A 21,129-nucleotide genomic window follows, 5' to 3' on the forward strand; every position below is an offset into this window, starting at 1 on the left:
CAACACCGACACGAGGAGCCCGAAGTGACCCGAGCGGCACGCGCCGCTGCCGCCGATCCGGCGGGGACCGGCAGCCAGTCGTCCGTTCCGGTGGATGCCAGTGGCATGCCACACGGACAGCCGGTGCTGGATCGACTGGTGGCATTGCTCGACCTCGAACCGATCGAGGAGAACATCTTTCGTGGTGTGAGCCCGGCGGAGTCCCCGGTCCGCGTGTTCGGGGGCCAGGTGGCGGGGCAGGCCCTGGTCGCCGCGGGCAGGACTGTTCCGTCCGAACGCCGGGTCCACTCGCTGCACGCCTATTTCCTGCGTCCGGGGGATCCGAGTGTCCCGATCGTCTACGAGGTGGATCGCACCCGGGACGGTCGCTCGTTCACCACCCGCCGCGTCATCGCGGTGCAGCACGGCAAGACGATCTTCTCGCTGTCCGCTTCGTTCCAGGTCGAGGAACGGGGGATGGACCACGCCGAACCCATGCCGGAGGTTCCCGCGCCGGAAGAACTGCCCACCTACGGTGAACGTCTCGGTCAGCTGGCCGGTGAAGTGGGCGGCATGGCGAACCTGCCCCGCCCCATCGACATGCGGCACGTTACCGAGCCGCCGTGGCTGAGCAGGCAGGACGGTCCCAGGGACGCACGTAGCAGGGTGTGGATGCGGGCCGACGGCAGCCTTCCCGACGACGACCTGCTGCACGTCTGCCTGCTCGCCTACGCCTCCGATCTGACCCTGCTGGACTCGGTGCTGGCCAGGCACGGCGTCTATTGGGGTGTGGACGAGGTCCACGGCGCCAGTCTCGATCACGCGATGTGGTTCCACCGGCGGTTCCGCGCCGACGAGTGGTTCCTCTACGACTGCAGCTCTCCCAGCGCCTCGGGAGCACGTGGGCTGGCCACCGGGAACTTCTTCTCGCGGGACGGCTCGCTGTTGGCCACGGTGGTGCAGGAAGGTCTGCTGCGCGTCGGTGAGTGATCGGAGCGGGCACCAGCGGCGTGCCCGGTTCTCCGGAACTCACTCCCGCCCGCGTCGGGGAACGGCCCGCCGAGGGCACGCCGCGAGCCGTTCCCTCCGTCCGCGCCGCGTTCCCAACCGTCCCGCGGCCGCTTCAGGCGCCGTTCAGCCGCGTCGCCGCGCGGGGCGCGGTGCTCTTGGCGGTGTCAACGCGCGGGTGTGCACCTGCTCCAGCACCACCGAGGTGGTGAAGTGGCGTACCTCGGTACGCGCCGAGAGCTTGTCCACCAGGAAACTCTGCAGATGCGCGCTGTCGGTCACCGCGAGGTGAAGCAGGAAGTCGGCCTGCCCACTCACGTGCAGTAGTGACCGCGTCTCGGGCTGGGCCATCACGAACTCGCGGAAGGACTCGACCACCGCCCGGGTGTGCGGGCGTACGTTGATCGACACCACCGCTTCCAGCGTGAGTCCGGTGGCCGCCGGATCCACGTCGATGTGCGATCCGGTGATCACGCCCTGTTCCCGGAGCCTGCGTACTCGCTGCAGGCAGCTCGACGCGGCGAGACCGATCCGCTCGGCCAACGTTCGGTTGGCCAGGGTCGCGTCGTTCTGCAACTCCTCCAGGATTCGCCAATCCACCGAATCCAGTTCTGTCGAACTCGTCATGACCGAACTTTCTGTGTCGTAGCTGGATCAAACACGAACGATTAACCCACTATAGCCACAGCTTTCGAAGAATTGTCGGTTCGAGTGCGAGGAGTTCGCAGTGCACATCGCTTGGGGGTCGTTCCTGCTCGCCCTGCTGGTGATCATTCTGGTGCCGGGGCCCGACTTCGTGATGGTGACGCGCAGCGCCGCGAACGGCGCCCGCTGGGGATGGTTGGCCGCGGCGGGGGTGACCTGTGGGTTGCTCGTTCACGCCACAGCGGCCACCGTCGGGCTGTCGGCACTGGTGATCGCGTTCCCCGCGGCGCTGTTCGTGGTCAAGGTGCTCGGCGTCGGGTATCTGGTTCTGATGAGCGTTCAGATTCTGCGGCGGGCAGGCTCCACAGCCGCGGCCCGTGACGAGGCGGCTCCGACATCGGGACGCGCGGTTTTCCTGCGTGGGTTGTTGGTCGACGTGCTCAACCCGAAGGTGCTGCTCACCTTCCTCACGCTGCTGCCGCAGGCGATGGATCCCGCCGGTGACCCCATGACACAGGCCCTGCTGCTCAGCTCCGCCGCTGTCGCCTCGTTCGCGGCCTGGTGGCTAGTCGTCGTTCCCTCGGTGGGCTGGTTGTCGGCCTTTCTGTCCGTTCCCAGGCGCAAGCGTGTCTTCGAGCGGTGCTGCGGGGGCGCGCTGCTGGTGATGGCGAGTTCGATAGCGCTGGCGTGAGCCCGCGACACGCCCGCGTTGCCCACGGTGTCGACACGTGCTTGGTTGATCGGGACCATCATCCGTTCCGATCAGTGGTGACGAGTGCGAGCGGCCCGGAGGAGTGGCGGTGCGGCGTGTCCTGGCGTTGTTGACCGGTTTCGTGATGATTTTCGCCGTGCCGGGGGTCGCGGATCCCGTGGTGCCGCACGAGAAGCCGCTTCGGGCGGAGGAGGCGCTGCGTGCGGATCTGGACCGGATCCTGTCGGATCCTCGGCTGGCCGGTGCTTCGGTCGGGGTGGTGGTGCGCGATCCGGTGACCGACCGGATCCTCTACCGGCGGTCACCGGACCGACGCATGATTCCCGCCTCCAACGCCAAGCTGTTCACCTCGGTAGCGGCGTTGGAGGCGCTCGGACCCGACTTCCGGTTCGACACCCGTGTGCTGACCTCCGGCAGGCGCCGGGGGAACGTGCTGTTCGGCGATCTGTACCTGCGCGGTGGTGGTGATCCGACGATGTCGGCCGCGGACTACCGTGCGCTCGCCGACCGGATCGTCGAGTCCGGTGTCCGGGTCGTGCGGGGGGACGTGCTGGCCGACGACTCGTACTTCGACGACCGCGCGCTCGCCAACGGTTGGATGGCCGTCGACGAGCCCTACTACTACGCTGCCCCGATCTCGGCACTGACCGTAGCGCCGAACACTGATTACGACGCCGGTACAGTGCTGGTTCGGCTGCGGCCGACCCGGCCGGGAGAGCCGGTGCGGGTGAGTACACGACCGGCCACCGAAGCGGTCGAGATAGTCAACCGCGCCCGTACGCTCGCCGCGGACGCCACGGGAGAGCTGTCCGTCCGTCGTGCGCACGGCACCGATCGCGTGATCGTCAGCGGCGGAATACCGGCGGGAGCCGGCGCCGGACGAGCCCTGAGCACCGTCGCTGATCCCACCGCGTACGCGTTGGACGTCTTCCGACGCGCCCTGACCGAACGCGGTGTCACCTTCGAGGGATCCGGTGAGGGTGAAGCACCGGACCGGGCTCGGGTGATGGCCGAACACCGTTCGATACCGCTGCGGCGGTTGCTGGTTCCCTTCCTCAAGCTCAGCAACAACGGTCACGCCGAGACACTGGTCAAGACCATGGGCAGGGTCCTGCGGGAGGAGGGGAGCTGGCGGGCCGGCCTCGGTGTGGTCCGGAGCAGGCTGGAGGCGTCGGGAATCGATCCCGCGAAGTACCGGCTGGTGGACGGGTCGGGGCTGTCCACGCTGAACGCGATCTCGCCCGCCCAGCTGGCCGAGTTGCTCGACACCGTCCGCGACCGACCGTGGTTCGAGGACTGGAAGCGGGCACTGCCGCTCGCCGGTGCGGCGGAGCGGATGACGGGAGGAACTCTCGGCGATCGGATGCGCGGCACCGCGGCCGAGGGCAACGTCTCGGCAAAGACCGGCTCGATGACCGGGGTCACAGCGCTGTCCGGCTACGTCCGTACCCGCACCGAGCGTTCGTTGGTGTTCTCCGTGGTGTTCAACGGGTTCCTTTCGGCACCGCCTCGCGACCTGAGCGATGCCGTGGCGGTTCGGCTCGCCCGACACGGCGCGGATTCCCCGGAGTCCGTGCCGGGTCCCGGCGAACGGGACCGCTCCTCGGCCTCGGCTGTCGACATCCCTTCGACGCGCCCCGACGAGTCGATGTTCGAGTGCTCCTGGAGCAAGAGCTGCTGAAGGTACCGTGCGGGAAAGTCGCGTTTCGGGCCGAACGACTCGTAACGAGCGCCGTCCTGGCCCCGCCGTGGCCGCGACCTCGCTGCCGCCCGACTTCGTCCCCGGGAGATCGGGGAAGACCGGGGGTGATTCCGGATTCATCTCCTCGGCATCACACGGTAGCGTGATCGATGTTACCCGGCTCTAGGAGTGTGTGTGTCTGTCGTCAGTGAACTGCTGGCCGCGATCGCCGGGTTGCCTCGCCCGCTGCTGGTCGTGGTGGTCGGCGCGCTGGTACTGGGTGAGTGCACACTGGGCATCGGCTTCGTCGTGCCGGGGGAGAGCGGGCTGTTGATCGCCTCGGCCGCCGTGACGGACTTCGGGTTCTTCCTGACCCTGTCGGCATCCGTGGCGCTGTTCGCCGCGCTCGGCGACAACATCGGTTTCCTGTTCGGGCGTCGCTACGGTTGGCGGCTGCGGGAGAGCGCCGCCGTGCGCAAGCTGGGACAGCGGCACTGGGACCGTGCGGGGACGCTGCTGCGGCGCTACGGCGTGGGCGCGGTGTTCGTGTCGAGGTTCCTGCCCGTGGTGCGTACGCTGACTCCCGCCGCGGCGGGTTCCTCCGGTCTGGGATACGGCAGATTCCTGCCCGCTTCGTTGCTGGGCGCCGGAGCGTGGTCCGCGTTGCACGTCGCCATCGGCTGGTTGGCGGGCGCCTCGGCCAAGTACGTCGAACACATCCTCGGCGGAGCCGGTTGGGCGGTGGTGGGAGCACTGGTGCTGTCCGGAGCGGCCACCTGGCTCTGGCGACGACGCAAGGCGCGGAGAACCGGTGTCGGGACCGAGGTCACCGACGACTTCTCCGGTTCGGAAGAGTTCGACCGAGCCGCGTGACCGGTTCGCCGAGCTCCCCACTAGCGGTGAGCACGGGACTCGGTCATCCCTTCCACGTCCGTTCATCCGGATGGGGGCGGCTCGGGGGTCCACCGAGCGGACCCCCGAGATCCCGAACCGGAGATCCCGATCAGACGTTGCTCGCGACATCGGTGCCGACACCGCGTCTGCGGATGTTGACCAGGTCATCGCGCTGTTGCGGGAGTGTTCGTTCCCGGGCCCCCTCGACCACGAATCCCGCGTCGGCGATCAGTTGCCGGTCCTGGTCGCCGGTTCTGCCCTCACTGGTGAGGTAATCACCGAGAAAGATCGAGTTCGCCAGCTGCAGCGCCATGGCCTCCACGTTGCGCAGATGGATCTCCCGCCCTCCGGCGAGCCGAACCTCCACGTCGGGGAAGAAGAACCGGTACAGCGCCAGGATGCGCAGACACCGCTGCGGTGTCAGCCGCCACTCGCCCGCCATCGGTGTTCCCTCCATCGGGATCAGGAAGTTGATCGGCACCGAGTCCGGGTCGAGCTCCCGCAGTTCGAAGGCCAGACTCACCACGTCCTCGTCCGACTCCCCCATTCCGAATATCGCCCCGGAACAGGGGGAGAGCCCGGCACCGGTGGCGTTGCGCACCGTTTCGACCCGGTCCTCGAAGGTGTGGGTGGAACAGATCTCGGCGTAGCGCCGTTCGTTGGTGTTGAGGTTGTGGCTGTAGGCGTACGCGCCGGCCTCGCGCAGCTGCTCCGCCTGCCCACCGCCCAGCAACCCCAGGCAGGCGCATATCTCCACGTCGGGCCGCTTCCGCCGGACCGCCTCGATCGTCTCGGAGACCCGGTCGATGTCACGTTGCCCCGGACCGCGTCCGCTGGCCACCAGACAGATGCGTTTCGCCCCGGCTTCGGCCGCCTCGTCCGCGGCTGTGGCCGCCTCCTCGGCCTTCACCCACGAGTACTTGAGAATCTCCGAGTCGGATCCCAGGCGCTGCGAGCAGTAGGTGCAGTCCTCCGGGCACAGCCCGCTCTTCATATTGATGATGGTGTTGAGCTTGACCCTGTTGCCGAAGAAGTGCCGACGTACCCGACCCGCGGCCGCGACCACGTCGAGAACGTCGAACTCCTCGGACAGCAGCCGTTCGGCCGCGGCACGACTCGGAGCCTCGCGACGCAGCGCCTTCGTGACCAGCTCGTCCAGTGTGATCGTCATGCCCTCGACACTCGTCGACCGGGCGAGCCGCGACAAGATCGCGAAACCTACAACATCGCTCCCGCCGAGTTGTTCCGAACGTGGTCGCTGGTGCCACGAAAAGTGCCGCACTCCGGAAAACTTCCGGAGTGCGGCACGGTCGCGACACGTGGTCCGCGAACGGAGGGCGCCGTCGCGAACGACTGCCCTCACGGACCAACCCGATACGTCACAGGTTCGGGTACAGCGGGTGCTTGGCCGCCAGCGCCTCCACCCGGCCGCGCAGCTTCTTGCTCACCGACTCGTCGAAGTCGGAGTGCAGCGCGGTGGCGATGATCTCGGCGATCTCGGTGAAGTCCTCGGCGGCGAAACCGCGGGTGGCGAGTGCCGAGGTGCCGATGCGCAGTCCCGAGGTGACCATCGGGGGGCGCGGGTCGTTGGGCACCGCGTTGCGGTTGACCGTGATACCGATCTCGTGCATCCGGTCCTCGGCCTGCTGTCCGTCCAGCTCGGAGTCGCGCAGGTCCACCAGCACCAGGTGCACATCCGTGCCGCCGGAGACGATCTGCACCCCCGCGGCCTTGGCGTCCTCGGCCTGCAGTCGGTCGGCGATGATCCGGGCGCCTTCCAGCGTGCGGCGCTGCCGGTCGGCGAACTCCTCACCGGCGGCGAGCTTGAACGCGACAGCCTTGCCCGCGATCACGTGTTCCAGCGGGCCGCCCTGCTGGCCGGGGAACACCGCCGAGTTGAACTTCTTGCCGAGCTCCTCGTCGGAGGACAGGATCACACCGGCACGCGGGCCACCCAACGTCTTGTGGGTGGTGGTGGTCACCACGTGGGCGTGCGGCACCGGGTTGGGGTGCAGCCCGGCCGCGACCAGACCGGCGAAGTGAGCCATGTCCACCATGAGGTAGGCACCGACCTCGTCGGCGATCTCGCGGAACCGCTTGAAGTCCAGCTGCCGCGGGTAGGCGGACCAGCCCGCGATGATCACCTGTGGCTTGTTCTCCCGGGCCAGTCGGGCGACCTCGTCCATGTCGACGAGGTGGTCGTCCTCGCGGACCCGGTACGGCACCACGTTGTAGAGCTTGCCGGAGAAGTTCAGCCGCATCCCGTGGGTGAGGTGACCACCGTTGGCCAGGTCCAGGCCGAGGATCGTGTCACCCGGCTTGAGCAGCGCGAACATCGCCGCCGAATTGGCCTGCGCGCCGGAGTGCGGTTGCACGTTGGCGTAGGAGGCCCCGAACAGCTGCTTGACCCGGTCGATGGCGAGCCGCTCGACGACGTCGACGTGCTCGCAGCCGCCGTAATAGCGTTTGCCCGGGTAGCCCTCGGCGTACTTGTTGGTCAGTACCGACCCCTGAGCCTCCAACACCGACTGGGGTGCGAAGTTCTCCGAGGCGATCATCTCCAGCGTGTTCTGCTGCCGGTGCAGTTCCGCGTCGACCGCGTTGGCCACCTCGGGGTCGACCGATGCGAGCCTCTCGTTGAACAGATCGCCTGACGGCATGATCACTTACCTCCGTGTTCCTGATTCTCGGTGGAGCGGGTCGGGCGCGTTCAGCGGTTCCGGCTGTAGAAGGGCGTGTCCACGACCTCCACAGCGACTGCCTTGCCGCGAATGTCCACTTGTAACTCGGTCCCCGTCTTCGCGCAGGCGTGGTCCACATAGGCCATCGCGATCGGGTAACCCAGCGTGGGCGACGGCGCACCGCTGGTCACGACGCCGACATCGGCGCCGTCACCGTCCAGTACCCGGTAACCGTGGCGTGGGGCGCGGCGGCCCGTTCCGCGCAGCCCCACCAGTGTGCGCTCCGCGGTCCGCTCCGCTGCGTCGGCGAGCGCGGCGCGTCCCACGAAATCTCCCGACTTGTCCAGTCGGACCACCCGGCCCAGATTGGCGTCGAACGGGGTCACTTCGGTGGAGAGCTCGTGACCGTGCAACGGCATACCGGCCTCCAACCGTAGTGTGTCCCGGCATGCCAAGCCGGCGGGCTGTATCCCGTGCGGGGCGCCCGCCTCGCTGAGCGCCTGCCAAACCGTAGCCGCGTCGTTGACGGATGTGAACAGCTCGAAACCGTCTTCGCCGGTATAGCCGGTGCGGGCGAGTAGAACATCACAATTGGCTACCCTGCCGGGGTATCCCGCGAAGTACTTGACCGTTGTCAGGTCGATCTCGGTCAACGGTGCCAGGATGTCCTTGGCCACCGGCCCCTGAACCGCGATCAGCGCGTACTCGTCGGACAGGTCGGTGTGCTCGGTGTCGAAACCGCGTACTCGCTCGGCCAGCTCGGTCGAGACCATGGCGGCGTTCGCGGCATTGGCGACCACGAGGAACTCCCGCTCCCCGGTGCGGTAGACGATCAGGTCGTCCAGTACCCCGCCAGCCTCGTCGCAGATCATCGTGTAACGCGCGCGTCCGACGGTGATAGCCGAGGCGTTGGCCACCAGCGCGTAGTCCAGGGCCTCGGCGGCCTGGGCACCGCTGATACGAAGCTCGCCCATGTGCGTGAGATCGAACAAGCCCGCGGTGCCGCGTACCGCGTTGTGCTCGTTGATGTCACCGGAGTAGCGCAGCGGCATTTCCCAGCCCGCGAACTCGGTGAAGGTTGCCCCGAGTCGCTGATGGACCTCGTGCAGTGGTGTCTTGCGGGACGGTGACATGGTGGAAACTCCTGATAGGTCGGCGCCTGGTCGGCGTCTCCCCGGAGTCATTGGCCTGAGAGTTTCACCGCGCTGTGCGGCTTGCACCGTGGGCGAGGGGCGCGTGACCCCTGCTTTCCTCCTGAATCGCCTGGTGCCATGCGGTGATCGGGCCTGAGAGTTTGTCGGGGAGTGTTGCTCCTTCGGCGCTCCGCGCGCACGTTGGGGCCATTGCCGTGGCCGGGCAGCGATGCCGCGAGCCGAGTGCGGAGTCTCTCCCGCATGACGTCATGGGCGCATTCTTCGATTGTAGCGTGAACGCTACGTAGCCCCGGCTGTCGAGTCAACAGCAGCGCAGCTGACCGCGGCCGGATTTCCCCCGCGCGCGTGGCGCGCGGCCACGTCCGCCGAGCGGTCTCGCGTTTCAGGTGAACTCGACGGGGAGGTGTCGCGATCAGTGGATCTCGTCGAGTTCCGCGTAACGTCTGCGCAGCCCTTCCGTGAAGGCCTGCAGTGCGAGCTCGAAGCTGGCGTTGTCGATCTCCGTCGCGTGACTGCGCAGCAGATGTGCCTTGCCGAGGTTGGGGAACCTCTCGTCGTAGATCTCGGCGTCGTCGACGAATCCGCCCGCGAACGACCCCATCGCGCTGCCCACCACGAGGTACTTCACGGAAGCCCCGATCATGGTCGCGTAGCGCTGCGGCCAACCGGCTTCGACCAGTCCGCCGTGCACCGCGTCGGCACGGCGCAGTGCCGCCTCCCTGCGAGCCGGGCCGGAGGCGATGAACGGCACCAGGTTGGGGTGTTCCACCAGCGCCCGGCGATAGGAACGGGCCCAGACGGTCACGCCCGTGACCCAGTCCGTCTCGAAGCCGGAGACATCGACCTGGGCCATCGTCGAGTTGGCGAGATCGTGCAGCAGCTCGTCCTTGTTGGGGACGTAGTTGTACAGCGAAGCCGCCCGCACTCCCAGCCGTTCCGCCAGGCGCCGCATCGAAAGTGCCTCCAGCCCGGCGGTGTCGATGATCTCGAGTGCGGACTCCCGGATGCGCTCCATCGACAGCAGGGGCGTGCTCGGTCTGGGCAAGAAGTGGCCTCCGGGACCTGTTCGGGGACGAGTGCGGTTCGTTGCTCTCGAGTCTTGTCAAACGTTGTCGTCGACTTTAGGGTCTCACAAAACTAACGTCGTTAGTTAAGCTGTCGGCCGCAGTGCTGCGTGCCGCACGCGGTAGCGGCTCCTGGCGTATTGAGGAGGTCGCTGATGACCACGAATCACCCGGGCACCGTGACAGGGGAGCAGCCGATGGACACGGGTTCATCCGCCTCGCTCTCGCTCGCCTCGGTGCTCGCGGAACCCGCCCGCCGCACTCCGGATGCCCCGGCTGTGCTGGAGGGGCGGGATCGAGTCGAATACGGCGAGCTCTGGGAGCAGGTGTGTCGCCATGCCGCCGCACTGCGGGAGCTCGGTGTCGCCGCGGGTGACCGGATCGCCCTGGTGGCCCCGAACGTCGTGGACTTCGTCCGTGCCTACTACGCGGTGCAGGTGGTCGGGGCTGTCGTGGTGCCCGTTCCGGTGTTGCTCGTCGCTTCGGAAGCCGCTCATCTGGTCTCGGATTCGGGCGCGAGGATGATCCTGGGGCACACCAGCCAACTGGAGCTGGCCCGGGGCTGTGCCGAACGAACCGGTGCGAGCCTGGTGACCCTGGGGGACGTCGATTCCCGGCAGGGAGACTCTCGGCAGGGGGATTCCCGGCAGGGGGATTCTGGGCAGGGGGAGCGCGACGAGCCGTCGTTGACCGAGCTGGCGTCCGAGGTCGAGCCGCTGTCCGGTTTCGTGACCCGCGCGCCGCAGGACGAGGCGGTCGTCTTCTACACCAGCGGGACCACGGGCAAGCCCAAGGGCGCCGTGCTGACCCAGCTGAACATGGTCATGAACGCGACGGTCAACGCTTTCGACGCCACCGACACCGATTCGAGTGATGTGGTGCTGGGATGTCTGCCGTTGTTCCACGTGTTCGGCCAGACGGTCTCGATGAACACCACGTTCCGTGCCGGCGCCTGCTTGGTGCTGCAACCCGGCTTCGATCCCGCACAGGCGCTGGAGCTGATTCGTGAGCACGGAATCACCCAGTTCAACGGGGTGCCCACGATGTTCGGCCGGATGTTGGAAGCCGCTCCGCCGGACTTGCGGTTGCCCAGCCTGCGGCTGTGCGTATCCGGTGGGGCCGCCCTGCCGGTTTCGGTGCTGGAGCGTTTCAACGAGCGGTTCGAGACCCGGATCCTGGAGGGTTACGGCCTCTCCGAGACCTCACCGAGCGCGACGGTCAACCAGCCCTCCATCGGGACTCGGGCGGGCACCGTGGGGCATCCGCTGTGGGGTGTCGAGGTCGAGATCGCCGAGCCGGACTCCGACCGGATCGAGCTGTTGCCCCGCGGCACCCGCGGCGAGGTCGTCGTGCGTGGGCACAACGTGTTCGCCGGTTACCTCGGGAATCCGGAGGCGACCCGTGCGGCACTCGTCGACGGCTGGTTCCGTACCGGCGACATCGGGGTCAGGGACGAGGACGGATTCCTGTCCATCGTCGACCGCAAGAAGGAGCTGATCATTCGCAACGGGTACAACGTCTACCCGCGGGAGGTCGAGGAGCTGCTACTGGAGCACCCCGAGCTGGCACAGGTGGCGGTCATCGGGCTGCCGGACACCACCCGTGGCGAAGAGGTCTGTGCGGTAGCGGTGCATGCCACACTGTCGGCAGGGGATACCGACCAGTCGGTTAGCGACCGGGTGGTCGAGTGGGCCGCGGCGCGGCTGGCGGCGCACAAGTACCCGCGACGAGTGGTCTTCACCGACGAACTCCCGCTCGGGCCCAGCCACAAGGTGCTCAAACGGGAGTTGCGGGAGCGGATCATTCGGGACGAACAACAGACGAGCAGGAACTGAAGGAGTACAGCGTGGCTCAACAACTGGACGGACGAGTGGCAGTGGTGACCGGAGCGGGAAGGGGAATCGGCGCCGGTATCGCCGAGAAGCTCGCTTCCGAAGGGGCCGCGGTCGCGGTGGTGGACCTCGACGAGTCCACCTGCGCCGAAACCGTGCGGCGTATCACCGACGCGGGTGGGTCGGCACTGGCCGTGTCGGCCGACGTCACCGACTCGGACTCGGTGGAGCGTGCCTTCACCCGGGTCTCGGAGCAGTTGGGAACCGTCGGTGTCCTGGTCAACAACGCCGGGGTCACCAAGGACAACATGCTGTTCAAGATGTCCGAGCAGGACTGGGACACCGTCATGGGGGTTCACCTGCGCGGGGCTTTCCTGTGCAGCAAGGCCGCCCAGCAGCAGATGGTTCCCCAGCGCTGGGGAAAGATCGTGAACCTTTCCAGCGTGTCCGCGCTCGGCAATCGCGGTCAGGCGAACTACTCCACCGCGAAAGCGGGAGTGCAGGGGTTCACCAAGACCCTGGCGATCGAGCTGGGGCCGTTCGGCATCAACGTCAACGCCATCGCGCCCGGTTTCATCGTCTCCGACATGACCGCGACGACTGCCGAGCGGCTCGGGATGACCTTCGAGCAGCTGCAGGAGGGTGCGGCCGCCGAGACGCCGGTGCGCCGTGTCGGTCAGCCCGCCGACATCGCCAACGCGGTGAGCTTCCTGACCAGTGAGCAGTCCTCGTTCGTCACCGGTCAGACGCTCTACGTCGACGGCGGTCGCAAGCTCGGCTGACCACGGTCCGTACCCGGCGCACCGGTCCGCCCGGTGCGCCGTCCCCCTCACATTCCCGGCGATTTCCCGCGAGATCGCCGTCTCCGCCACCGAGGAAGGCTTGTCATGGTTGATTTCGCACTGTCGGACACCGAACGCGACATCCGCGACTGGGTTCGCAACTTCGTCCAGCGTGAGCTGATGCCGCTGGAGCAGCAGGTTCTCGACCGGGAACGGCGTGGTGAGCGCGGTCTGACCAAGGAGGAGACCCAGCAGCTGCGCGACAAGGCCCGCCAGGCGGGTTTCTGGGGGGTCCAGACTCCGGAGGAGTACGGCGGCATGGGGCTGTCCGCGGTGCTCACGGCCCTGGTCGAGGTGGAGCTCGGTCGGACCTTCGTGCCGTTCAGTTTCGGAGGGTCCGCCGACAACATCCTCTACTACGGCAACGAGGAGCAGAAACAGCGCTATCTGGTCCCGACCATCGAGGGGACCCGGAAGTCCTGCTTCGCGATAACCGAACCGGACGCCGGGTCTGATGCGAAAAATATTCGCACCACTGCCCGCAAGGAGGGCTCGGAGTGGGTCATCGACGGTGAGAAGACGTTCATCACCGGTGGCATCGACGCCGACTTCACCATGGTCTTCGCCGTCACCGACAAGGAGAAGGGGGCCGACGGCGGCGTCACCTGTTTCCTGGTCGACCGGGACATGGGCTGGACCTCGGAGCCCATCGACATCATGGGGGAGTGGGACCGGCAACCCGCCGCGCTGACCTTCGACGGCGTCCGGGTGCCCGAGGAGAACGTGCTCGGCGAGGTCGGCAACGGCTTCGGACTCGCCATGCAGTGGATCGGACAGGGCAGGTACATGCTGCCCGCGCGCGCCCTGGGCGGCTGTGAGCGCATGGTGGAAATGGCCACGGAGTACTCGCAGTCCCGCAGGACCTTCGGGTCCCCGATCGCGGATCGGCAGGCCATCCAGTGGATGATCGCGGACTCCGCCGTCGAGATCGAGGCGTTGCGCTGGCTGGTGCTGCAGGCGGCCTGGCAGGTTGACCAGGGGATGGATTCCCGTCACGCGCAGTCCATCGCCAAACTGCACGGCGGTGTCCGCGCCAACGAGATCGTGGATCGGGTGATGCAGATCCACGGCGGCATGGGCTACACCAGGGAACTCCCCATCGAGCGGTGGTACCGGGACATGCGGCTGCTGCGCATCTTCGAGGGAACCGACGAGATCCAGCGTCGTACCGTGGCGCGCAACCTGCTCAAGGGGCATGCCTCGATACGCGGCGTGCTGGGATGATCCCCGCCCAACTGGTCCGGCCCGACCGGTCCCGCCCGACTGATCTCCGTCACATCGGCTCCCCGGGGTGTCCGCGCGACATACGCTACACCCGGTGTGACGGCGGTCTCACCCCGTGATCCCGGTGGGTACTCTGGATGTCGGATGGCCCCGACTAGACGGCAGGAGCGATCATGTCGATCTTCAAGAAGGTAGCCAAGGTAGCCGACGTCGCCAAGAGTCCGCAGGGTAGGCGCGCGATCGAACAGGCGAAGCGTTACGCCCAGGATCCCAAGAACAAGGAAAAGATCGACCGGGTCGTGAACAAGGTCAAGGGCAGGGGCAAGAGCCACTGACCCGTCGACACGGGATCGGTCTCCCGGGAGGTCCGGAGCGCGTCGGATACGCGTCGAACTGCCCGGCCGGTGCACCGGCCGGGCAGTTCTGCTCTCCCCCTCCCCGTTCCCCGCTCGTCGCCCCCATCCGTCGGCGAGCGCTTCGGACGACGGGCTGTTCCTCGGCACGAAGAGCCAGTAGGGTGCCACACGCATGATCATCGTTCGATCACGGAGCGTTCGTTGGGCAGTGTCTACGTAGTCGGAACCTTCGACACCAAGGGCGACGAACTCGGGTACGTCGCCGACCTGCTCCGTGCCGACGGATCGTCGGTGGTGACCGTGGACCTGGGGACCGCGGCAACCGGCTCCGCCACGGCCGTCTCTATCCCCTCCGAGGCGGTGGCCGAGCATCATCCGCACGGCAGCGGTGCCGTGTTCACCGGAGAGCGCGGCTCCGCGGTCACCGCGATGTCGGAGGCCTTCCGGCGGTTCATGCTCACCCGCGACGATGTCGCGGGGGTCCTCGGCGCCGGCGGGTCGGGAGCCACCGCCCTGGTTACGCCCGCCATGCGCGCGTTGCCCGTCGGTGTTCCGAAGTTCGTGGTCTCCACGGTCGCCTCCGGAGACGTTTCCGGCTACATCGACGCCAGCGACATCACGATGATGCCCGCGGTCACCGATGTCGCCGGGTTGAACCGGATATCACGGCGTGTGCTGGCCAATGCCGCGCACGCCTTGCACGGTGCGGTGAGCGCGAGCCCACCGGACGTGACCGACAGGCCCGCCGTCGGCCTTTCCATGTTCGGCGTGACCACTCCGTGCGTCAGTGCCGTGGCCAAGGAACTCACGGCCGCTTACGATCCGCTGGTTTTCCACGCGACCGGAACCGGGGGACGCGCGATGGAGAAACTGGCCGACGACGGACTGCTGTACGCGCTGCTGGACATCACCACCACCGAAGTCTGCGACCTCGTTTCCGGCGGGGTGATGAGTGCGGGCGGGGAACGGCTCGACGCGCCCGCACGAGCGGGGCTGCCCTACGTGGGTTCCTGCGGCGCGTTGGACATGGTCAATTTCGGCGCACCGGAGACCGTGCCGGACCGATACCGGGACCGGCTGCTCTACGAGCACAATCCGCAGGTCACCCTGATGCGTACCACTCCGGAGGAGTGCGAGGCCATCGGGGTGTTCCTGGCCGACAAGCTCAACGCCTTCCCCGGTCGGGTGAGATTCCTGCTTCCCGAGGGTGGAGTGTCGGCGCTGGACGCCGCGGGCAGTCCCTTTCACGATCCGGAGGCCGACGAAGTGTTGTTCGACACACTCGAACGTAACGTGGTGCAGCACGAACAACGGCGTTTGGTCCGACTGCCGCACAACATCAACGATTCGCAGTTCGTCCGGGCGTTGCTGGACGCGTTCCACGAGGTGGTGGCTGATGACTGAACAGCGCCGTGACACGAGCTCCCGGGAAGGACCGCCGGATCGTGCCGGCATCCTGCGGCGGCTGTACGACAAGGTCGAGCGTGGCGTGCCGATAGTCGGTGGGGGCGCGGGAACGGGGCTCTCCGCCAAGTCGGAGGAAGCCGGTGGGATCGATCTCCTCGTGCTGTACAACTCGGGGCGTTACCGCATGGCGGGCAGGGGATCGCTCGCGGGACTTCTCGCGTACGGAAACGCCAACGACATCGTGCTGGAAATGGCGCGCGAGGTGTTGCCCGTGGTCCGAAACACCCCGGTGCTGGCAGGAGTGAACGGAACCGACCCCTTCATGATTCGGGAGAAGTTTCTCGCGGAACTGCGTGATCTGGGATTCGCCGGAGTGCAGAACTTTCCCACCGTCGGTCTCATCGACGGGGTGTTCCGGGCGAATCTGGAGGAAACGGGGATGGGTTTCGACCATGAGGTGGAAATGATCCGCGCCGCCCGTGAAATGGACCTGCTCACAACGCCCTATGTTTTCTCCGCGGCCGACGCGCGGGCGATGACGCGCGCCGGCGCCGACGTGATCGTTTGTCACATGGGGCTCACCACTGGCGGAAGTATCGGAGCCGAAACAGCGCTGAGTCTGGACGAATGTGTGGCCTCGATCGAGGAGTGGTCGGCGGCGGCCGCCGAGATCCGCGACGATGTTCTCGTGCTCTGCCACGGCGGTCCCATAAGCGCGCCCGCGGACATGACTTATGTGCTCTCGCGGACCGGCCGTTGTCACGGATTCTACGGTGCCAGCAGCATGGAGAGACTACCGACCGAACAGGCGGTCACCGCTCGGACCGGCGAGTTTCTGGAGCAGCGGCGTTCCGGCTGAAGCATTCGGTGGTGTCCGGGCCACGTGGCGGTGCGAGGCCGATCGCGTGCGCGTGGGCGCCCCGCCGTGACCGGTTCTTCGTCTCCCCCGACGCGTTCGCCGTTCGTTTTCGGAATCGGCGATCGAGGTCCGGTGTGGAGCGGGGAAATGTCTCAGCGAGGGGGTGTCGGACGGAACCAGTGACCGCGCCGGCAGTGGTTCCGGCCCGCGCCGCCAAAAGTTGTTACGGGCTCTCGTCGCCCGCGGTGAGGAGTGTGTTGATTCGTGGCCGATTCGTATTCCAGCGCCCTGGTGCAAGCTCCGGTGGATCGCGTTTGGCGTGTTTTCGGTGATTTCGCCGCCCTCGCCGACTGGCATCCGGCCATAACCGCGGGCGAAATCGAACAGGATTCCTCCCCGTTCGCGGTGGGAGCCGTGCGGAAACTCCGGTTGGCCGATGGTTCGACCGTGCGGGAGCGACTGGTCGCGTTCGATTCGTTTCGACGTTCCTACGGTTACGAAATGCTCGAGGGGCCGTTCCCGGTGCGGAACTATCGCGCCACGGTTCGCGTGGCACCGGTTACCGACACCGGCGTGACCTTCGCCGAGTGGTCGGCGTGCTACGACCTCACCACCGATCCGGAGACCGACCACCGGGCGGCCGACCTCGATCGTGTTTTCCGCGAGGACGTCTTCGCCACCGGGCTGGCCGCTCTGGGGCGGATCTGCGCGGAGTGACGCCGGGAGCGGTGTGACCGTCGTCCTGACCGGTTCCATCGGTTTCTCGTGCCTCGCGCGTCCGCTGCCGCGACTCCGTTCCGCATCGAACGGGACCGATGAGTTCGCTCGACGCTCCCGACGCATTTGTTGCGCAGCGAAAATGGCTGGAGGATATGTAATGGGCGGGCTGACGCGCGTCGAATATGCCAACGGTTAGAGTCGTACGCGTGCCAAGCAGCTTCGTGCAGTCCGCAGCAGATTCAACAGATCCCGAAATCGGAGCCGAGCGCGTCGTCGTCACCGGCGGATCGGGTTTCGTCGGAAGAGCCGTGGTCAGGGCGTTCGTGCAACGTGGCAACCCGGTGACGATCGTCGATCGAGTGACTCCCGAGATACCCGAGCAGTATCGTCACCTGGTCACACACGTGTCCGGCGAGCTGACAGATCCGCAGGTGCGTGAGGCGGCCGTTCCGGAGAACAGCGCCGGAATCATCCATCTGGCCGCCATTACCTCGGTGTTGCGTTCCGTGGACAAACCCGCGGAGACCTTCGCCGAGAACGTCGAGGTCACTCAGGGGTTGCTCGAACTGGCGCGGCAGCGCGGTGTCGGACGTTTCGTGCTGGCCTCGACCAACGCGGTGGTCGGGGACATCGGCTACGGGACCATCTCCGAGCGGCTCCCGCTGCGACCGCTGACCCCCTACGGTTCGACCAAGGCCGCCTGCGAGATGCTGCTTTCCGGCTACAGCGGCGCCTACGGCATCGCGACAACCGCGTTGCGGTTCACGAACATCTACGGCCCCGGCATGAACCACAAGGACAGCTTCGTCCCCAGGCTGATGCGTGCCGCACTGGCGGGCGAGGGTGTGGAGGTCTACGGGGACGGTTCGCAGAGCCGCGACTTCGTGCACATCGACGATGTGGTCCAGGCCATCACGGCCTCCTGGGACAAGCAGTACAACGGAACCGCGGTGATCGGCTCCGGCAGCTCCATCTCGGTCATGGAACTCATCGAATCGGTACGCACCGCCACGGGCAAGGAACTGCCCATCACGCACGTACCCGCCAAGAACGGTGAGATGCCCGCCGTGATCGTCGAGATCGAGAAGGCCAGGCGAGAACTGGGATACACGCCCAACGTGCGGCTGACCGACGGGTTGCGCACGGTGTGGGACGACTTCCGCGACGCTGACGGCAGGGTGTCCGTAGCGACATGACCACTCGACTGTTGCGCACAGTCCGCCAGCACTGGCTGCTGGTGCTGTTCCTGTTCGTCGGTGTGCTGCTGCGGATCGTGGTGGAGATCGCGTACCAGCCGGCGCTGCTCTACATCGACTCCTTCCGGTATCTGAAGGACCTCGGGGTCTTCTTCCCGGGCAACATCAACCCCATCGGCTACGAGGTGTTGCTGCTCGGTCCGGTCCTGCTGGTCGGTGATCTGGGACTCGTGGCGATAGTGCAGCACCTGCTGGGGCTGGGGCTGGCACTCTCCAGTTACGCGCTGCTGATGCGCTTCGGGTGCAGGCGGTGGTTGGCCGCGCTCGCGGTGGCTCCGGTGCTGCTGGACGCCTACCAGCTCCAGATCGAGCACCTGATCATGTCCGACCTGTTGTTCCAGGTACTGCTGCTGCTCGTGGTCATCCTGCTGACCTGGTGGGGCACTCCCGGGCCCCGACTGGCTCTGCTGGGGGGGCTGTTGCTCGGCGGCTCAGTCCTGGTGCGCCTGGTCGGGCTCACCCTGGTGGTGCCGGCTGCGGTCTTCGTGCTGCTGGCGGCCGGGCTGCGTCCCAGGGACGGCTGGAGGCGGCGACTGGGTTCGGCGTTGGCGCTGGTGGCAGGTTTCGTGTTCATGCTCTCCGCCTACGCGGGGTACCACATGTACTGGACCGGCTACCCCGCTCTCGGTGGCTCCACCGGTAGCGTCGTCTTCGGGCGCACCGCGATGGTCGCCGACTGCGAGCGGCTCGAACTGACACCCGCTCAACGGGCCGTGTGCCCGGAGGCTCCGGTGGCCGAGCGCAAGCGTACGGGCATCGATTACTACATGCACTTCTTCCACAACGAGGTCGACGCCGCTGAACTGCCCGAGGAGGTCAGTTACTCCGAGGCACAGCACTCGCTGGCGTTCAAGGTGCTGCGCAATCAGCCCTTCGAAGTGTTCGGAGGTATAGCCAAGGACTTCGCCAAGGGCTTCGCGCCGATGCGGACACGCTCCCCCGGTGATGTTCCACTGGCCCGCTGGCAGTTCCAGACCGAATATCCGCTCTACACCAATGAGTGGGTAACGCGGGATTGGCTGGAGTACTACGATCAGGGGAGTTACTCCGTCAACGAGCGTGCGGCGGGCTTCCTGCGCGCATACCAGCTGGGGGGAGGTTACACTCCTGGCACCGTTCTGGGGCTGGCTCTGGTCCTCACCGTAGCGGCGATGCTGGGGGTGGGGAGAGCCCGCCGGAGTGGACTCCGGGCCGTCTGCCTGCTTTCCGGCGGTTTGGGTACCGCGGTGTTGTTCACAGCGGCGGCGATGGAGTTCTCCTGGCGCTATCAACTACCCGCACTCGTCCTGCTGCCATTGGCGGGTGCGTTGGGGATCACGGCCATTACCGGCCGCCGAATTGATACGAAGGGTTCCGCGACGAACCGGTAGCCGAGATCACGGCACGAAGGAGCACGAGATGCCGACGACCTTTCCGGACGAGGTCGATGAGGAAGCACTGGCCGATTACGCGGCGCGATACGGTGATCACCGGTTCGCGCCGGTGGTGGTGCTGATCGCCGCCTACAACGAACGGGACGCCATACCAGCCGTGCTGGAGGGAATTCCCGGCTCCAGCTGCGATCTCGACGTGGACACCCTGGTGGTCGTCGACGGGGCCTCCGATGACACCGCCGACGTCGCGGTGAGGCACGGCGCCTACACCTGTGTGGCCGGCACCAACCGTGGCCAGGGGGCCGCGCTGCGGCTCGGTTACCGGCTCGCCGCCGAACGCGGTGCGAGTTACGTGGTCACCACGGATGCCGACGGGCAGTACGAGATCGACGAGCTTCCCCGGTTATTGCGTCCGATCCTCGACGACGAGGCGGACTTCGTCACCGGCTCGCGCAGGTTGGGGAGCAGCGAGAATCCGCAGCTGCTGCGCCGCCTGGGTACCTACGTGTTCGCCTGGTTGGTCAGCGTGATGACCGGACAGCGCATCACCGACACGTCTTTCGGATTTCGCGCGATGCGGGTCGAGGTGGCCAACTCGGTTCGACTGGAACAACAGCAGTACCAGTCGTCCGAGCTTCTGGTGGGTGTGCTGGCGCGTGGCTACCGGGTCCGTGAGCAGGCCATGACCATGCGACAGCGGGTGGCCGGTGTCAGCAAGAAGGGCAACAACGTGCTCTACGGCTATCGTTACAGCAGAGTGGTGTTGGGCACCTGGCTCCGGGAGCGCCGCGCCCGGCGGCTGTCCGGCGCGGCCGGGGCGTCCTCGGCGGACGAGCAGGTCAGCGAACCTGCTCGTGCCGCCGGGGAGTAGCGAAGACCACGCGGTCGAGCAGGAAGAACTTGACCACGAACATCAGCAGGTAGGTACCGAGGTAAGCTCCCCACACGAGGGCCACTCTGCGAACCTCGGAATCGGCGAAGAGGTTGTGGGCCAGTTCCTCCGTGTAGTTGGTGGCGACCGCCGCTATCAGGAAGGTGGCCACCGAGACCAGCGCGAAACGTGTCAGTTCACCGCCCAGCCGATGGCTGCCGGTGCTTCCCCAGTTCCGGCGATTGAGGAAGAAGTTGGGGATCGCTCCGGCGAGCCACCCCAGGACGGTGGACAGGGTCGACGCCGAGCCGATCCAGTAGGACACGACGAATACGAGCTGACTGCTGATGGTCGCCAACGCGGAGACCGCGGCGAAACCACGTAGCAGTCTCCAGTACCGGCCTGTGCCGCCGGACTTCGAAGGCGGCTCCGGGGTAGCGGCCACGTTTACTTCCCTCCGGGCGGAAGAGTGGTTGTCTGGAACGAGCTCCACGAACTGTACGGAAGTGGCTTCGCCATCCGGTCGACGGATGAGAGCATGCCGTTCGTGGAGGTGGGGTTGGCTGTTGCG

The 21,129-nt window shown here is 66.8% G+C and carries 20 protein-coding genes and 2 riboswitches; of the genes, 14 read left to right on the plus strand and 6 right to left on the minus strand.

Annotated elements, in window-relative coordinates; genetic code table 11:
* The first annotated feature begins 24 nt into the window (after window positions 1-24).
* Window positions 25-969 (plus strand): acyl-CoA thioesterase II, encoded by a 945-nt coding sequence (gene tesB / locus BM150_RS05525; protein WP_175496701.1) that lies wholly within the window; start codon window positions 25-27, stop codon window positions 967-969.
* 144 nt (window positions 970-1,113) lie between these two features.
* Here tesB and BM150_RS05530 read toward each other — a convergent pair whose 3' ends face one another.
* On the minus strand, window positions 1,114-1,614 hold the full coding sequence (locus tag BM150_RS05530) for an Lrp/AsnC family transcriptional regulator (protein ID WP_092924698.1): 501 nt from the start codon (window positions 1,612-1,614) through the stop codon (window positions 1,114-1,116).
* Between the two features lie 100 nt (window positions 1,615-1,714).
* Between BM150_RS05530 and BM150_RS05535 the strand changes: the two genes are divergently transcribed.
* The 3 genes from BM150_RS05535 to BM150_RS05545 all read left to right on the plus strand — a co-directional run bounded on the left by BM150_RS05535 (window position 1,715) and on the right by BM150_RS05545 (window position 4,898).
* Window positions 1,715-2,323 carry a LysE family translocator gene (locus BM150_RS05535; protein WP_092924700.1) on the plus strand — a complete coding sequence of 203 codons (609 nt, stop codon included), beginning with the start codon at window positions 1,715-1,717 and terminating at the stop codon, window positions 2,321-2,323.
* A 109-nt stretch (window positions 2,324-2,432) separates the two neighbouring features.
* Complete coding sequence (gene dacB / locus BM150_RS05540) at window positions 2,433-4,025, plus strand: D-alanyl-D-alanine carboxypeptidase/D-alanyl-D-alanine endopeptidase (RefSeq protein ID WP_245755280.1); 1,593 nt, start codon at window positions 2,433-2,435, stop codon at window positions 4,023-4,025.
* Between the two features lie 195 nt (window positions 4,026-4,220).
* Window positions 4,221-4,898: a DedA family protein gene (locus BM150_RS05545; RefSeq protein ID WP_092924702.1), complete on the plus strand. Its 678-nt coding sequence runs from the start codon at window positions 4,221-4,223 to the stop codon at window positions 4,896-4,898.
* Between the two features lie 130 nt (window positions 4,899-5,028).
* Here the strand turns inward: BM150_RS05545 and bioB are convergent, their stop codons facing one another.
* The 4 genes from bioB to BM150_RS05565 all read right to left on the minus strand — a co-directional run bounded on the left by bioB (window position 5,029) and on the right by BM150_RS05565 (window position 9,799).
* Window positions 5,029-6,090 (minus strand): biotin synthase BioB, encoded by a 1,062-nt coding sequence (gene bioB, locus BM150_RS05550; protein WP_092924704.1) that lies wholly within the window; start codon window positions 6,088-6,090, stop codon window positions 5,029-5,031.
* A 208-nt stretch (window positions 6,091-6,298) separates the two neighbouring features.
* On the minus strand, window positions 6,299-7,579 hold the full coding sequence (glyA, locus tag BM150_RS05555; RefSeq protein ID WP_092925061.1) for a serine hydroxymethyltransferase: 1,281 nt from the start codon (window positions 7,577-7,579) through the stop codon (window positions 6,299-6,301).
* A 50-nt stretch (window positions 7,580-7,629) separates the two neighbouring features.
* Window positions 7,630-8,733, minus strand: coding sequence for a glycine cleavage system aminomethyltransferase GcvT (gene gcvT / locus BM150_RS05560; RefSeq protein ID WP_092924706.1), 1,104 nt, complete (start codon window positions 8,731-8,733; stop codon window positions 7,630-7,632).
* A 34-nt stretch (window positions 8,734-8,767) separates the two neighbouring features.
* Window positions 8,768-8,864: riboswitch (glycine riboswitch) on the minus strand.
* Window positions 8,865-9,003, minus strand: a riboswitch (glycine riboswitch).
* Window positions 9,004-9,166: 163 nt separating this feature from the next.
* Complete coding sequence (locus BM150_RS05565) at window positions 9,167-9,799, minus strand: TetR/AcrR family transcriptional regulator (RefSeq protein WP_092924708.1); 633 nt, start codon at window positions 9,797-9,799, stop codon at window positions 9,167-9,169.
* 174 nt (window positions 9,800-9,973) lie between these two features.
* On the opposite strand from BM150_RS05565, the gene BM150_RS05570 reads away from it, so the two are divergent.
* The 10 genes from BM150_RS05570 to BM150_RS24415 all read left to right on the plus strand — a co-directional run bounded on the left by BM150_RS05570 (window position 9,974) and on the right by BM150_RS24415 (window position 20,558).
* Complete coding sequence (locus BM150_RS05570; RefSeq protein ID WP_217641380.1) at window positions 9,974-11,653, plus strand: AMP-binding protein; 1,680 nt, start codon at window positions 9,974-9,976, stop codon at window positions 11,651-11,653.
* A 23-nt stretch (window positions 11,654-11,676) separates the two neighbouring features.
* The gene (gene fabG / locus BM150_RS05575; protein WP_092925065.1) at window positions 11,677-12,432 is read left to right on the plus strand and encodes a 3-oxoacyl-ACP reductase FabG; all 756 of its coding nucleotides are present in this window, start codon (window positions 11,677-11,679) and stop codon (window positions 12,430-12,432) included.
* Between the two features lie 105 nt (window positions 12,433-12,537).
* Window positions 12,538-13,716 (plus strand): acyl-CoA dehydrogenase family protein, encoded by a 1,179-nt coding sequence (locus BM150_RS05580; protein WP_092924710.1) that lies wholly within the window; start codon window positions 12,538-12,540, stop codon window positions 13,714-13,716.
* A 173-nt stretch (window positions 13,717-13,889) separates the two neighbouring features.
* The gene (locus BM150_RS24035) at window positions 13,890-14,051 is read left to right on the plus strand and encodes a hypothetical protein (protein WP_165400591.1); all 162 of its coding nucleotides are present in this window, start codon (window positions 13,890-13,892) and stop codon (window positions 14,049-14,051) included.
* Window positions 14,052-14,273: 222 nt separating this feature from the next.
* The gene (locus BM150_RS05585) at window positions 14,274-15,476 is read left to right on the plus strand and encodes a Tm-1-like ATP-binding domain-containing protein (protein ID WP_092924712.1); all 1,203 of its coding nucleotides are present in this window, start codon (window positions 14,274-14,276) and stop codon (window positions 15,474-15,476) included.
* Window positions 15,469-16,338 carry a phosphoenolpyruvate hydrolase family protein gene (locus tag BM150_RS05590; protein ID WP_092924714.1) on the plus strand — a complete coding sequence of 290 codons (870 nt, stop codon included), beginning with the start codon at window positions 15,469-15,471 and terminating at the stop codon, window positions 16,336-16,338. Before BM150_RS05585 ends, BM150_RS05590 begins: the two co-directional genes overlap by 8 nt.
* A 264-nt stretch (window positions 16,339-16,602) precedes the next feature.
* A complete protein-coding gene (locus tag BM150_RS05595; RefSeq protein ID WP_092924716.1) occupies window positions 16,603-17,055 on the plus strand; it encodes an SRPBCC family protein in 453 nt (150 codons plus the stop codon).
* A 185-nt stretch (window positions 17,056-17,240) separates the two neighbouring features.
* A complete protein-coding gene (locus BM150_RS05600; RefSeq protein WP_092924718.1) occupies window positions 17,241-18,254 on the plus strand; it encodes an NAD-dependent epimerase/dehydratase family protein in 1,014 nt (337 codons plus the stop codon).
* Complete coding sequence (locus BM150_RS24410; RefSeq protein WP_217641381.1) at window positions 18,251-19,684, plus strand: hypothetical protein; 1,434 nt, start codon at window positions 18,251-18,253, stop codon at window positions 19,682-19,684. Before BM150_RS05600 ends, BM150_RS24410 begins: the two co-directional genes overlap by 4 nt.
* A gap of 28 nt (window positions 19,685-19,712) precedes the next feature.
* Entirely contained in the window at window positions 19,713-20,558 is an 846-nt protein-coding gene (locus BM150_RS24415; protein WP_217641382.1) for a glycosyltransferase family 2 protein, read from the plus strand.
* On the opposite strand, the gene BM150_RS05610 is transcribed toward BM150_RS24415, so the two are convergent.
* Complete coding sequence (locus tag BM150_RS05610; RefSeq protein ID WP_092924720.1) at window positions 20,527-21,003, minus strand: GtrA family protein; 477 nt, start codon at window positions 21,001-21,003, stop codon at window positions 20,527-20,529. The two genes, BM150_RS24415 and BM150_RS05610, sit on opposite strands and share 32 nt — an antisense overlap.
* Between the last annotated feature and the right edge of the window lie 126 nt (window positions 21,004-21,129).

The sequence above is a fragment of the Actinopolyspora alba genome, from assembly GCF_900112765.1.
Taxonomy (GTDB): domain Bacteria; phylum Actinomycetota; class Actinomycetes; order Mycobacteriales; family Pseudonocardiaceae; genus Actinopolyspora; species Actinopolyspora alba.

Excerpts from the sequence above, each read along its gene's own strand:
- BM150_RS05570 (WP_217641380.1), top strand. The coding sequence starts at position 9,974 with ATGACCACGAATCACCCGGGCACCGTGACAGGGGAGCAGCCGATGGAC.
- glyA (WP_092925061.1), bottom strand. The coding sequence starts at position 7,579 with ATGCCGTCAGGCGATCTGTTCAACGAGAGGCTCGCATCGGTCGACCCC.
- BM150_RS05600 (WP_092924718.1), top strand. The coding sequence starts at position 17,241 with ATGCCAACGGTTAGAGTCGTACGCGTGCCAAGCAGCTTCGTGCAGTCC.
- BM150_RS05530 (WP_092924698.1), bottom strand. The coding sequence starts at position 1,614 with ATGACGAGTTCGACAGAACTGGATTCGGTGGATTGGCGAATCCTGGAG.
- BM150_RS05580 (WP_092924710.1), top strand. The coding sequence starts at position 12,538 with ATGGTTGATTTCGCACTGTCGGACACCGAACGCGACATCCGCGACTGG.
- BM150_RS05590 (WP_092924714.1), top strand. The coding sequence starts at position 15,469 with ATGACTGAACAGCGCCGTGACACGAGCTCCCGGGAAGGACCGCCGGAT.
- gcvT (WP_092924706.1), bottom strand. The coding sequence starts at position 8,733 with ATGTCACCGTCCCGCAAGACACCACTGCACGAGGTCCATCAGCGACTC.
- bioB (WP_092924704.1), bottom strand. The coding sequence starts at position 6,090 with ATGACGATCACACTGGACGAGCTGGTCACGAAGGCGCTGCGTCGCGAG.
- BM150_RS24410 (WP_217641381.1), top strand. The coding sequence starts at position 18,251 with ATGACCACTCGACTGTTGCGCACAGTCCGCCAGCACTGGCTGCTGGTG.
- BM150_RS24415 (WP_217641382.1), top strand. The coding sequence starts at position 19,713 with ATGCCGACGACCTTTCCGGACGAGGTCGATGAGGAAGCACTGGCCGAT.
- BM150_RS24035 (WP_165400591.1), top strand. The coding sequence starts at position 13,890 with ATGTCGATCTTCAAGAAGGTAGCCAAGGTAGCCGACGTCGCCAAGAGT.